The 12,220-nt window shown below is 72.5% G+C and carries 13 protein-coding genes; all 13 read left to right on the top strand.

Going from position 1 to position 12,220, the window contains the following annotated elements:
- Positions 1 to 27: 27 nt before the first annotated feature.
- Positions 28 to 999, top strand: a complete 972-nt coding sequence (locus ABD208_RS06800) for an ATP-grasp fold amidoligase family protein (protein WP_344100862.1) — start codon at positions 28 to 30, stop codon at positions 997 to 999.
- Positions 1,000 to 1,040: 41 nt separating this feature from the next.
- Entirely contained in the window at positions 1,041 to 1,325 is a 285-nt protein-coding gene (locus tag ABD208_RS06795; RefSeq protein WP_344100860.1) for a hypothetical protein, read from the top strand.
- Complete coding sequence (locus tag ABD208_RS06790; RefSeq protein ID WP_344100858.1) at positions 1,322 to 2,140, top strand: hypothetical protein; 819 nt, start codon at positions 1,322 to 1,324, stop codon at positions 2,138 to 2,140. Before ABD208_RS06795 ends, ABD208_RS06790 begins: the two co-directional genes overlap by 4 nt.
- Positions 2,141 to 2,165: 25 nt before the next feature.
- Positions 2,166 to 4,100, top strand: a complete 1,935-nt coding sequence (locus ABD208_RS06785; protein WP_344100856.1) for a fumarate reductase/succinate dehydrogenase flavoprotein subunit — start codon at positions 2,166 to 2,168, stop codon at positions 4,098 to 4,100.
- Entirely contained in the window at positions 4,097 to 4,849 is a 753-nt protein-coding gene (locus ABD208_RS06780) for a succinate dehydrogenase/fumarate reductase iron-sulfur subunit (protein WP_344100854.1), read from the top strand. The genes ABD208_RS06785 and ABD208_RS06780 overlap by 4 nt, the downstream gene beginning before the upstream one ends.
- 21 nt (positions 4,850 to 4,870) lie before the next feature.
- On the top strand, positions 4,871 to 5,833 hold the full coding sequence (locus ABD208_RS06775) for a GlxA family transcriptional regulator (RefSeq protein ID WP_344100852.1): 963 nt from the start codon (positions 4,871 to 4,873) through the stop codon (positions 5,831 to 5,833).
- Positions 5,834 to 5,989: 156 nt separating this feature from the next.
- On the top strand, positions 5,990 to 6,988 hold the full coding sequence (gap, locus tag ABD208_RS06770; protein ID WP_344100850.1) for a type I glyceraldehyde-3-phosphate dehydrogenase: 999 nt from the start codon (positions 5,990 to 5,992) through the stop codon (positions 6,986 to 6,988).
- A gap of 152 nt (positions 6,989 to 7,140) precedes the next feature.
- A complete protein-coding gene (gene urtA / locus ABD208_RS06765; protein ID WP_344100849.1) occupies positions 7,141 to 8,412 on the top strand; it encodes an urea ABC transporter substrate-binding protein in 1,272 nt (423 codons plus the stop codon).
- A 27-nt stretch (positions 8,413 to 8,439) separates the two neighbouring features.
- Positions 8,440 to 9,321 (top strand): urea ABC transporter permease subunit UrtB, encoded by an 882-nt coding sequence (gene urtB, locus ABD208_RS06760; RefSeq protein ID WP_344100847.1) that lies wholly within the window; start codon positions 8,440 to 8,442, stop codon positions 9,319 to 9,321.
- A complete protein-coding gene (gene urtC, locus ABD208_RS06755) occupies positions 9,318 to 10,385 on the top strand; it encodes an urea ABC transporter permease subunit UrtC (RefSeq protein WP_344100846.1) in 1,068 nt (355 codons plus the stop codon). The genes urtB and urtC overlap by 4 nt, the downstream gene beginning before the upstream one ends.
- Positions 10,382 to 11,185, top strand: coding sequence for an urea ABC transporter ATP-binding protein UrtD (urtD, locus tag ABD208_RS06750; RefSeq protein WP_344100845.1), 804 nt, complete (start codon positions 10,382 to 10,384; stop codon positions 11,183 to 11,185). The genes urtC and urtD overlap by 4 nt, the downstream gene beginning before the upstream one ends.
- On the top strand, positions 11,185 to 11,880 hold the full coding sequence (locus ABD208_RS06745) for an ATP-binding cassette domain-containing protein (protein ID WP_344100843.1): 696 nt from the start codon (positions 11,185 to 11,187) through the stop codon (positions 11,878 to 11,880). Before urtD ends, ABD208_RS06745 begins: the two co-directional genes overlap by 1 nt.
- Before the next feature lie 36 nt (positions 11,881 to 11,916).
- On the top strand, positions 11,917 to 12,219 hold the full coding sequence (locus tag ABD208_RS06740; protein ID WP_344100841.1) for an urease subunit gamma: 303 nt from the start codon (positions 11,917 to 11,919) through the stop codon (positions 12,217 to 12,219).
- Position 12,220 lies beyond the last annotated feature (1 nt).

Here is a 12,220-nt window from a genome sequence, read left to right as displayed (position 1 = left end):
GAGGCTACTGCTCGCGTCATGCCCGGAATGCCTGCTGAAGCGTTTAACCGGAGTGGGTCGGCCGGGCGGCGGGGCGCGGGTGCCCGGCCGTCGTTCCGGCGGTACCTCATGGCGGAGCGGCGCACGGCGGCGCGGTGGTCCGAGCTCTTCGCGGACGAGACCGTCCGGCCGGACCACACGGACGACCCGCGCCACGCCCTGATCCACAAGCTGCGGGGCAAGGCGCTCGCGCAGGCGACGGGCATCGCCATGCCCGCCGTCCACCGCACCTGGGACGAGCCGGAGGGAATGGACCTGGCGGGCCTGCCGGAGCGGTTCGTGGTGAAGTCGGCGGGCGGCGCGTCGTCCCACGGCGTGCTGCCGCTGGCGCGCGAGGGCGGCGCCTTCCGCGTGATCAGCACGGACACCGTCCTGGACGAGGCCGGCGTCGTCGAGTACTTCGCCCGCAAGCGCGAGCAGGGCAAGGCCCGGGGCCCGTTCTTCGCCGAGGAGTTCCTCGTCGGGGTCACGGGCAACGAGATCCTGGAGGACATCAAGATCTACGCCTTCTACGGCGAGATCGGGCACATCCTGCTGCGGTCGGTCGGGTCGCACGGCGACCCGGGGTCGGTGCGCTACCGCTACGTCGACGAGCACGGCGACGACCTCGGCGCCGTCTCGAAGCAGAACGCGGTCGACCCGACGATCCCGGTCCCGGAGTGCCTGCCCGAGATGGTCGAGCGGGCCCGTGACCTGTCCGTCGCCGCGCGGATCCCGTTCCTGCGGGTCGACCTGTACGAGACCGACCGCGGCGTCGTCTTCGGCGAGTTCACGCCCCGCCCCGGCGGCATGCAGGAGTACGTCGGGTCGCACGACAAGCACCTGGGCGCCCTGTGGGAGCGTGCGCGCCTGCGGCTCGACGTCTACATCGCCGGGCAGCTCCGGGTGCTCCCGGACGCGGACACCGCGCGGCAGCTCGCTGTTGCCTTCACGTCGGGTTCACGGCACAGTCGGATGTGACGTGCCTCACGCGTGAGGCGCACCCTGCGAGGGAGGTGCCGATGGCGACCGCCGAGTACGAGACGTTGTGCCGCTCCATCGAACAGCTGCGCGGGAGCGTGGCCGCCGTGCGCGCCACGTTCGGCGACGGCCCCGAGGTGCGCCGCCTGGTCAACGACCTGGAGCGGCTCGACATCGACGCCGCCGAGCTCGCCGGCGCGCGCCCCCGGGCGCGGGAGGCGGCCGGCCGGGACACGATCTACGTCCCGGACTCCCGGGAGGACCTGACGGCCTGGACCGACGCCGACGACGAGGGGCTCGGCGGCTATCACGGCGACCGCTCGTGACGGCGCACGGCGTCGCGGAACACGGCGTCGACACCCCCGGCCGCGCCCGCGTCGAGGCCCGGAACCTGCGCTCGGACCGGTGGTGGCTGCTCCCGGCGTCGACCACCCTGGGCCTGCTGACCTTTCTCGTCTACGGCGGCGTGCGCGCCTTCCAGCAGGAGCACTTCTTCGCCGACGAGCGCTACCTGACGCCGTTCTACTCGCCGTGCGTCTCACTCGGCTGCGCGGCGGAGCCAGGCTCGGCCCACCTCGGCATGTTCCTGCCCGACCATCCGCTGCTCCCGTACGCGGCCCTCAGCCTGCCGATCCTGCTGGTCTTCCGGCTGACCTGCTACTACTACCGCAAGGCCTACTACCGCTCGATCTGGCTGGCGCCCGTCGCGTGCGCCGTCCCCGAGCCGCACGCCCGGCAGACCGGCGAGACCCGGTTCCCGCTGATCCTGCAGAACGCGCACCGGTACCTCTTCTACCTGACGATCGTCATCTCCCTGGTCAACACGTACGACGCCGTCGTCGCGTTCCGTCACCCCACCGACGGCTTCGTCGTCGGGGTGGGCAACCTGATCCTGCTGGGCAACGTGCTCCTGCTGTGGTGCTACACGCTGAGCTGCCACTCCTGCCGGCACGCCGTGGGCGGCCGCCTCAAGCACTTCTCGGCGCACCCGCTGCGCTACCGCGCCTGGACCTGGGTCTCCGCGCTCAACACCCGGCACGCCACGTTCGCGTGGGCCACGCTCGGCACGCTGGTGCTGACGGACCTGTACGTGATGCTCGTCGCGTCCGGCGCGATCACCGACCTGCGCCTCGTCGGCTGAGCGCCGCCGACCCCAAGGAGCCCTCTTGACCGAGACCGAACGGCACGAGTACGACGTCCTCGTCATCGGGGCCGGGGGAGCGGGCCTGCGCGCGGCGATCGCCGCCCGCGAGCGCGGCCTGCGCACCGCCGTCGTCTGCAAGTCCCTGTTCGGCAAGGCGCACACCGTCATGGCGGAGGGCGGCTGCGCCGCCGCGATGGGCAACGCCAACGAGAACGACTCCTGGCAGGTCCACTTCCGCGACACGATGCGCGGCGGCAAGTTCCTCAACGACTGGCGCATGGCCGAGCTGCACGCGCGGGAGGCGCCCGACCGCGTCTGGGAGCTGGAGACCTGGGGCGCGCTCTTCGACCGCACGCCCGACGGCCGGATCTCCCAGCGCAACTTCGGCGGCCACACCTACCCGCGCCTCGCGCACGTCGGCGACCGCACCGGGCTGGAGCTCATCCGCACCATGCAGCAGCGCGTCGTCGCGCTGCAGCAGGCCGACCACGCCGTCACGGGAGACCACGAGTCGGGGCTGCGCGTCTTCGCCGAGTGCACGGTCACGGAACTGCTGTCGTCCGACGACGGCGCCGTGGCGGGCGCGTTCGGGTACCGGCGCGAGTCCGGGCGGCTCCTGGAGTTCCACGCGCCCGCGGTGGTGCTGGCCACGGGCGGGATCGGGAAGTCGTTCACGGTGACGTCCAACTCGTGGGAGTACACGGGCGACGGCCAGGCGCTCGCGCTGCGCGCCGGGGCGGATCTCGTGGACATGGAGTTCGTCCAGTTCCATCCCACGGGCATGGTCTGGCCGCCGAGCGTCAAGGGCATCCTCGTCACCGAGGGCGTGCGCGGCGACGGCGGCGTGCTGCGGAACGCCGCCGGCGAGCGGTTCATGTTCGGCTACGTCCCCGACGTGTTCAAGGGCCAGTACGCCGAGGACCCCGAGGAGGCCGACCGCTGGTACACCGACCAGGAGAACAACCGCCGCACCCCGGACCTGCTGCCCCGCGACGAGGTCGCCCGCGCCATCAACACCGAGGTGAAGGAGGGCCGCGGCTCCCCGCACGGCGGCGTCTACCTGGACATCGCGAGCCGCATGCCCGCGGACGAGATCAAGCGCCGCCTGCCGTCCATGTACCACCAGTTCAAGGAGCTGGCCGACGTCGACATCACCGCCGAGCCCATGGAGGTCGGCCCCACGTGCCACTACGTGATGGGCGGCATCCAGGTCGACCCCGACACGGGCCAGTCGCGCGTGCCCGGCCTGTTCGCGACGGGGGAGTGCGCGGGCGGGATGCACGGGTCCAACCGGCTGGGCGGGAACTCGCTGTCGGACCTGCTGGTGTTCGGGCGGCGGGCCGGGCTCGGGGCCGCCGACTACGTCGCCGGGCTCGGGCGCCGTCCCGCGGTCAGGCCCGCCGACGTCGACGCCGCGGCCGCCACGATCCTCGTCCCGTTCGACCCGCCGTCGTCGGGCACCGGCGAGAACCCCTACGCCCTGCACGCCGAACTGCAGCAGCTGATGAACGACCTCGTCGGCATCATCCGCACCGGGGCCGAGATGACCGCCGCGCTCGAGCGGCTCGGCGAGCTGCGGCGGCGCGTGCGCGACGTCGTCGTCCAGGGACACCGGCAGTACAACCCCGGTTGGCACCTCGCGCTGGACCTGCGGAACATGCTGGTGGTCGGGGAGGCCGTCACGACGTCGGCCCTGACCAGGACCGAGAGCCGCGGCGGGCACACCCGCGCCGATCATCCGGGGCTGGATCCCGAATGGCGGCGGCGGGCGCTCCTGTCGCGGTGCGTTCCGGGGGACGACGACGCCGGGGTCCCGCGCGTCGTCGTCGGACCCGCGGACCGGGCGCCCATGCGCGACGACCTGCTGGCGCTGTTCGAGCTCTCCGAGCTGGAGAAGTACTACACGCCGGCCGAGCTGGCCGCCCATCCCGCCCGCGACCCCGGGAGCCCCGCATGACGTACACGGCGAGCCTGCGGGTGTGGCGCGGGGACGGCGACGGCGGCGAGCTGACCCGCTACGACGTCGAGGCGCACGACGGCGAGGTCGTGCTCGACCTCCTCCACCGGCTGCAGGCCACCCAGACGCCCGACCTCGCGGTGCGCTGGAACTGCAAGGCGGGCAAGTGCGGCTCCTGCTCGGCCGAGATCAACGGGCGGCCGCGCCTGCTGTGCATGACCCGGATGTCGGTGTTCTCCCCGGGCGAGGTGCTGACGATCACGCCGCTGCGCACCTTCCCCGTGATCCGCGACCTGGTGACCGACGTGTCGTTCAACTACGCGAAGGCGCGCGAGATTCCCTCCTTCACGCCGCCCGACGGGCTCGCGCCGGGGGAGTACCGGATGACCCAGGCGGACGTCGGGCGCTCGCAGGAGTTCCGCAGGTGCATCGAGTGCTTCCTGTGCCAGGACACCTGCCACGTGGTGCGCGACCACGAGGAGAACAAGCCGGCGTTCGCCGGGCCGCGGTTCCTCATGCGGGTGGCGGAGCTGGAGATGCACCCGCTGGACGTCGCCGACCGGGTCGCCGCCGTGCAGGACGAGCACGGGCTGGGGCGCTGCAACATCACCAGGTGCTGCACCGACGTGTGCCCGGAGGGGATCAAGATCACCGACAACGCGCTGATCCCGATGAAGGAACGCGTGGCGGACCGCAGGTACGACCCGCTGGTGTGGCTGGGCCGGACGATCTCCCGGCGCCGAGGGTGACGTGCGGCTACCGTGACGGCCATGGGACGTGGCGGGCCGGCCGGGAGGAACCATCAGATCGCGGTGCTCGTGCTGGAGGGAGCCAAGCCGCTCGACGTCGGGATCCCGGCGCAGGTGTTCTCCCACCGGCCGGGCATGCCGTACGAGGTGCGCGTGTGCGGTGCCGCGCCCGGGCTGGTCACCGGAGGCGACGGCCTCGCCTACCACGTGGCCGAGGGGCTCGAGGCCCTCGAGCGCGCCGACACCGTCTTCGTCCCCGGCTACCGGACGCCCGCCGACGCCGACCCGCCGGCCGTCGTCGTCGACGCCCTCCGGAGCGCCCACGCGCGCGGGACACGGCTGGCCGCCATCTCCACGGGGGCGTTCGCGCTCGCGGCCACCGGCCTGCTCGACGGCAAGCGCGCGACCACGCACTGGCACTACACCGGGGCGCTGCGCGCGCGCCACCCGCTCGTGCAGGTGGACGGCAACGTGCTGTTCGTCGACGAGGGCGACGTGCTCACGTCGGCGGGGGCGGCGTCGGGCATCGACCTGTGCCTGCACCTGGTGCGGCGGGACCACGGGGTGGGGCTGTCCAACGAGGTCGCCCGGCGGCTGGTGGCGGCGCCGTACCGCAGCGGGGGACAGGCGCAGTACGTGCCGCGCAGCGTGCCCGAGCCGCTCGGCGACCTCTTCGCGGAGACCCGGGCCTGGGCGCTGGAACACCTCGCCGAGCGGCTGACCCTCGACGTGCTCGCCCGGAACGCGCGGGTCTCCGCCCGGACGTTCTCGCGCCGGTTCGTCGCCGACACCGGCTACACGCCGATGCAGTGGGTCCTGCGGGCGCGCGTGGACCTGGCGCGCGAGCTGCTGGAGCGCAGCGACCTGGGGGTCGAGCAGATCGCGCACGAGGCGGGGCTCGGGACGGGGACCAACCTGCGCCTGCACTTCCAGCGGATCCTCGGCACGACGCCGACCGAGTACCGGCGCACCTTCGCGCCCTGACGGCTCCCGGCGCCCGGCCCGCCGCGGGCGTGGCGAGATCCTTGCGAACCGTGGCGGAAAGTCCGGCGAGATCCTTGCGGACCCTGGCTTTCGAGCCACTGTCGCCGGGCCGGCCGGCAGCCGAGCATGGGAGGCAACGACAGGAAGGGAGTCCCCATGACTCGCATCGCCGTCAACGGATTCGGCCGGATCGGCCGCAACACCCTGCGCGCCCTGCTGGAGCGCGACAGCGACCTCGACGTGGTCGCGGTCAACGACCTCACGGCCCCGGACGCGCTCGCCCACCTGCTGCGGTACGACAGCGCGCTGGGCCCGCTCGGCCGCACCGTCGAGGTCGACGGCACCGACCTGGTGGTCGGCGGCCGGCGCATCCGGGTGCTCGGGGAGCGCGAGCCCGTGAAGCTGCCGTGGGCCGAGCTCGGCGTGGACCTCGTGCTGGAGTCCACGGGCCGGTTCACCTCGGCCGACGCCGCCCGCGCGCACCTCACCGCCGGCGCCCGGCGGGTGCTCGTCAGCGCCCCCTCGGCGGGCGCCGACGTCACGCTCGCCTACGGCGTGAACACCGCCGCGTACGACCCGGCCCGGCACGTGATCGTCTCGAACGCCTCGTGCACCACGAACGCGCTGGCCCCCGTGGCGTCCGTGCTGGACGACCTGGCCGGCATCGAGCACGGCTTCATGACCACCGTGCACGCCTACACCCAGGAGCAGAACCTGCAGGACGGCCCCCATCGTGACCTGCGCCGCGCCCGGGCCGCGGGCGTGAACATCGTGCCCACCACCACGGGTGCGGCCAAGGCGATCGGGCTGGTGCTGCCGGGCCTGGACGGCAGGCTGTCCGGCGACTCGATCCGCGTGCCCGTCCCGGTGGGCTCCCTCGTGGAGCTCAACACGACCGTGTCGCGCGAGGTCACCCGGGACGAGGTGCTCGCGGCCTACCGCGAGGCGGCCGGCGGACGGCTGGCGGGCATCCTGGACTACACGGACGAGCCGCTGGTCTCGAGCGACATCACCGGGCGTGCGGCGTCGGCGATCCTCGACTCCGCCCTGGTCCGCGTGGAGGGCCGGCACGTCAAGGTGGTGGCCTGGTACGACAACGAGTGGGGCTTCTCGAACCGCGTGATCGACACCCTGGAGCTGCTGGCGCGCGACTGAGGGCGGCGCCGGCCGGGCCCGGGTGCCGGGGGTGGTGCGAAACACGAAAGTTACCGTGGCCGCACCAAGCCGAAATGTCCGTCCAGTTAGGTTCATCTGAACCTAATCGACGGCCCCGCCCCCCGGGCCGACGCCACGAACGGAGCACCCCCATGCGTCTTCGGTCCCCCTCACGCCACGCCGTCACACGCCTGAGCACCGCCTCGCTCGCCGCCTTCTGCATCGTCGCCCTCGCCGCCTGCGGGGCGCGGGTGGACGGCGGTGGCGATGGCACGTCCGCAGCCGCCGAGAGCTGCGTCGACACCTCGGGCGAGAGCGTGAAGGTGGGCTTCCTCAACTCGCTGTCGGGCACGATGGCGATCTCCGAGCAGACGGTCCACGACGCGCTCCAGCTCGCAGCCGAGGAGATCAACGCGGACGGCGGCGTCCTGGGCAAGCAGCTGGAGATCGTGTCCGAGGACGGCCGGTCCGAACCCACCGTGTTCGCGGAGAAGGCCGGCAAGCTCATCACCAGCGACTGCGTCGCGGCCGTCTTCGGCGGCTGGACGTCGGCGTCGCGCAAGGCGATGCTGCCCGTGTTCGAGGCCCAGGACTCCCTGCTGTTCTACCCGGTGCAGTACGAGGGTCTGGAGTCCTCGCCGAACATCTTCTACACCGGCGCCACCACCAACCAGCAGATCGTGCCCGCCCTCGACTACCTCGCAGAGCAGGGCACCGAGTCGCTGTTCCTCGTCGGCTCCGACTACGTCTTCCCGCGTACGGCCAACAAGATCATCAACGCCTACGCCGAGGCCCACGGCATCGAGATCGTCGGCGAGGAGTACGCGCCGCTCGGCCACACCGACTTCTCCACCATCGTGAACAAGGTGAAGTCGGCCGGCGCCGACGCCGTGTTCAACACCCTCAACGGCGACTCCAACGTGGCGTTCTTCAAGGAGTACAACAACGCCGGGATGTCCGCCGGGAAGATGCCCGTCGTGTCGGTGTCGATCGCCGAGGAGGAGATCGGCGGTATCGGCGTCGAGAACGTCGAGGGTCAGCTCACCGCCTGGAACTACTACCAGACCGTCGACCTCCCCGCCAACGCCACGTTCGTCGAGGCGTTCCAGGCGAGGTACGGCGAGGACCGGCCCACCTCCGACCCGATGGAGGCCGCCTACACCTCGCTCCACCTGTGGCGGGCGATGGTCGAGAAGGCCGGGTCGTTCGCGGTGGACGACGTCGTGGCCGCGGCCGACGGCGTCACCTTCGACGCGCCGGAGGGCGAGGTCGTGGTCAACGGCGAGAACCACCACGTCGCCAAGACGGCGCTGATCGGGAAGATCGGCGCCGACGGCCTGATCCACACCGAGTGGAGCTCGGGCGAGCCCATCGAGCCGGACCCCTACCTGGAGGGCTACGACTGGGCCGACGGCCTGTCCTGAGCCGGCCCGACACGAGACGGACCTGACATGGACATCGTCGCCCAGCTCTTCGCCGGACTGAGCCTCGGCTCCGTCCTCCTCCTCGCCGCACTGGGCCTCTCCCTGACCTTCGGGCAGATGGGCGTCATCAACATGGCCCACGGGGAGTTCATGATGGCGGGCGCCTACACGGCGTTCCTGATCCAGGCGGTCGTCGGCGACGCCGGCGTGAGCCTGCTGCTCGCCCTCCCGCTCGGCTTCGTCGTCGGCGGCCTGCTCGGCCTGCTGCTGGAGGCGACGCTGATCCGCCGCATGTACCGGCGGCCGCTGGACACGCTGCTCGTCACCTGGGGGGTCGCGCTCGTGCTCCAGCAGGTCGCGCGGGACGTCTTCGGCGCGCCCAACGTGGACGTCCGCGCGCCCGCCTGGCTGTCGGGCGCCGTCGAGATCGGGGGCCTCGCCTGGCCGAGGACGCGCCTGTTCATCCTGGCGCTCGCCACGGCCTGCGTCGTCGCGCTGGCGCTGGCCATGCGGGCCACACCGCTCGGCCGGCGCATCCGCGCCGTCGTGCAGAACCGGGATCTGGCCGAGGCGTCCGGCATCTCGTCGCGCTCCACCGACCGGATCACGTTCTTCCTCGGCTCCGGGCTGGCCGGGATCGCGGGAGTCGCGCTCACCCTGCTCGGCTCGATCGGGCCGACGCTCGGCACCAACTACATCGTCGACGCGTTCCTGGTCGTCGTCGCGGGCGGTATCGGGCAGATCAAGGGCACGGTGATCGCAGCCACGGCACTCGGCCTGATGCAGGCGTTCCTCGAGTACTCCACGACGGCGTCGGTCGCCAAGGTGCTCGTGTTCGTCGCGATCGTGGCCTTCCTGCAGCTACGACCTCAAGGGCTGGTCTCGGTCCGGACGAGGAGCCTCGCATGACCGCTCTCACCGCACTCGTGCGGCCCGGGCGCGCCCGGACCCTGGCCGCGTTCGGCCTGGCCGCCGGCCTGCTGCTGCTCGCCCCGGCGGTGCTCAGCCCCTTCCGGCTCGACCTGCTGGCCAAGTTCCTGTGCCTCGCGATGGTCGCCGTCGGGATCGGCCTGGCCTGGGGCCGCGGCGGCCTGCTCACCCTCGGTCAGGGGGTGTACTTCGGCCTCGGCGCCTATCTCATGGCGATGCACCTCAAGCTCGCCGACGCCGGCCCGGGCGGCGTCCCCGACTTCATGCTGCTGTACGGCACGGGGCAGGTGCCCGGCTGGTGGGAGCCGCTGCGCTCGCCGGTCGCGGCGGTCCTGCTGGTCCTGCTCGTACCCGCCGCGCTCGCCGCCCTGCTCGGCTGGGCGGTGTTCACGCGGCGGGTCCGGGGCGCGTACTTCGCGATCCTGTCCCAGGCGCTGGCCGCGGCCTTCGCCATCCTGCTCGTCGGCCAGCAGCAGACCACCGGCGGGACGAACGGCCTCAACGGGTTCCGCGCGTTCTTCGGCTACGACCTGGCCGACCCGGTCAACAAGCAGATGCTCTACCTGATCGCGGCCGGCGTGCTGCTCCTCATGGTGGCGGTGGTGCGCCTGCTCACCGTCTCCCGGTTCGGCGAACTGCTCGTGGCCGTGCGGGACGGGGAGGATCGCGTGCGGTTCCTCGGCTACGACCCCGCGCTGGTGAAGGTCGTCGCCTATGTCGTCGCGGCGGTGACGGCCGCGGTCGGCGGAGCGTTGTTCGTGCCCATCGTGGGGATCGTCTCGCCCGCCGACGTCGGCGTCGTCCCCTCCATCGGATTTCTCGTGGGGGTGGCGATCGGCGGCCGGACGAGCCTGCTGGGCCCGGTGCTCGGGTCGATCGCGGTGAGCTGGGCGCAGACGTCGATCTCCGAGCAGTTCCCGTCGGGCTGGATCTACCTCCAGGGCGCGCTGTTCGTCCTGGTCGTGGCCTTCCTCCCCGGCGGGCTCGCGTCGGTGGCGGCGGCCAGGTTCCGGCGGCGTCCCGAGGAAAGGATCCCGGCATGAACGACATCGACATCGCCGCCGCCGACGCCCTGCTCGGGACGGACGCCACGCGGTTCCGGCACGACTACCTCGAGGTGCGGGGGCTGCGCGTCGAGTTCGACGGCTTCGTCGCCGTGCGTGACGTCGACCTCACGGTCACGCAGGGCGATCTGCGGTTCCTCATCGGGCCCAACGGCGCGGGCAAGACGACGCTCATCGACGCGGTGACCGGGCTCGTCCGGGCGACGGGCTCGGCCGCCTTCGGCGGCACGGAGCTGATCGGGCGCGCCACGCACCGGATCGCGCGCGCCGGGGTGGGCCGGACGTTCCAGACCGCCAGCGTCTTCGAGGAGCTGACCGTGCTGCAGAACCTCGACATCGCGGCGGGCGCACGCCGCCGGCCGCTGACCCTGCTGCGGCGCCGGGGTGCCACGCCCCCGGTCGTCGAGCGGGCGCTGGAGACGGTCGGGCTGACGGCGCTGCGCGACACCCCGGCGGGCGTGCTCGCCCACGGCCAGAAGCAGTGGCTGGAGATCGGGATGCTGCTCGTCCAGGACGCCCACCTGCTCCTGCTGGACGAGCCCGTGGCGGGGATGACCCAGGCGGAGCGCGAGGAGACCGGCGAGCTGCTGCGCCGCATCGGCTCGCAGCGGGTGGTGGTCGTCGTCGAGCACGACATGGAGTTCCTGCGCTCCTTCGCCGACTCCGTGACCGTGATGCACCAGGGGCGCGTGCTCGCCGAGGGCACGGTGCACGAGGTGCAGAACGATCCGGCAGTCGTCGAGGTGTATCTCGGCACGACGGAAGGAGATCTCCCGTGATGCTCGAACTGAGTGGCGTGACCACGGGTTACGGCCGGACCGTCGTGGTGCACGGCGTCGACCTGACCGTGCCCCGCGGCGCGCTCACCGCCGTCCTGGGGCACAACGGCGCGGGCAAGACGACCCTCCTGCGCGCGGTGCTCGGCCTCCTGCCGGCGCGTGCGGGCGCGGTCCGCCTGGACGGGGCGGACGTCACGTCGCTCGCCACCCACCAGCGGGTGCGGCGCGGCATCGCCTACGTGCCGCAGGGCCAGCAGTCCTTCGGCCGGCTCAGCGCCCGGGAGAACCTGCGGGTGGTCGCGGACGCGTACGGACGGGACGGCCGCCGCCGGACGGACGAGGCGCTGGACCTCTTCCCCGCGCTGCGCGACCTGCTCGGCCGCCAGGCCGGGCTGCTGTCGGGCGGGCAGCGCCAGCAGCTCGCGATCGCCCGGGCGCTGGTCACCGGGCCGCGTCTGCTCGTTCTCGACGAGCCGGCCGAGGGCATCCAGCCGAACGTCGTGACCGAGATCTACGACGCGATCTCGGCGCTCACCGCCGCGGGCGACCTGTCGGTGCTGCTCGTCGAGCAGCACATCGGCTACGCCGTGGAGCACGCCGCCGGTTTCGTCGTGCTCGCCTCCGGTCGTGTCGTCCACCGCGGGAGCGGCGGCGCGGACGCGGCCGCCGGCGCCCGGAAGGCGCTGGCCCTGTGAGCCCCGGCCCCGTGCGTTCCGCGGAGAGGAGTTCCCGTGCGCCTGACGCCTGGTGACGTCGAGAAGCTGCTGCTGGCCACGGCGGGGATGGTCGCGCGCGACCGTCTCGCCCGTGGCGTGCGGCTCAACTACCCGGAGTCCGTGGCCCTGCTGTCCTGCTGGGTGATCGAGCGGGCCCGTGACGGCGCCGACGTCGCCACGCTCATGGACACCGGCCGTGAGGTCCTCACCCGGGAGCAGGTCATGGACGGCGTCGCGGAGCTGCTCACCGACGTCCAGGTCGAGGCCACCTTCCCCGACGGCCGCAAGCTCGTCACCCTGCACCATCCCGTCCAGTAGG

Source organism: Myceligenerans crystallogenes (genome assembly GCF_039529775.1).
GTDB classification, from domain to species: domain Bacteria; phylum Actinomycetota; class Actinomycetes; order Actinomycetales; family Cellulomonadaceae; genus Myceligenerans; species Myceligenerans crystallogenes.
Note: the sequence above shows the minus strand (reverse complement) of the source record. Positions and strands in the feature narration are given on the sequence as shown.

Coding starts and splice junctions, on each gene's coding strand:
- ABD208_RS06800 (WP_344100862.1), top strand. CDS start 28: ATGCCTGCTGAAGCGTTTAACCGGAGTGGGTCGGCCGGGCGGCGGGGC.
- ABD208_RS06795 (WP_344100860.1), top strand. CDS start 1,041: ATGGCGACCGCCGAGTACGAGACGTTGTGCCGCTCCATCGAACAGCTG.
- ABD208_RS06780 (WP_344100854.1), top strand. CDS start 4,097: ATGACGTACACGGCGAGCCTGCGGGTGTGGCGCGGGGACGGCGACGGC.
- ABD208_RS06775 (WP_344100852.1), top strand. CDS start 4,871: ATGGGACGTGGCGGGCCGGCCGGGAGGAACCATCAGATCGCGGTGCTC.
- gap (WP_344100850.1), top strand. CDS start 5,990: ATGACTCGCATCGCCGTCAACGGATTCGGCCGGATCGGCCGCAACACC.
- urtA (WP_344100849.1), top strand. CDS start 7,141: ATGCGTCTTCGGTCCCCCTCACGCCACGCCGTCACACGCCTGAGCACC.
- urtB (WP_344100847.1), top strand. CDS start 8,440: ATGGACATCGTCGCCCAGCTCTTCGCCGGACTGAGCCTCGGCTCCGTC.
- urtC (WP_344100846.1), top strand. CDS start 9,318: ATGACCGCTCTCACCGCACTCGTGCGGCCCGGGCGCGCCCGGACCCTG.
- urtD (WP_344100845.1), top strand. CDS start 10,382: ATGAACGACATCGACATCGCCGCCGCCGACGCCCTGCTCGGGACGGAC.
- ABD208_RS06745 (WP_344100843.1), top strand. CDS start 11,185: ATGCTCGAACTGAGTGGCGTGACCACGGGTTACGGCCGGACCGTCGTG.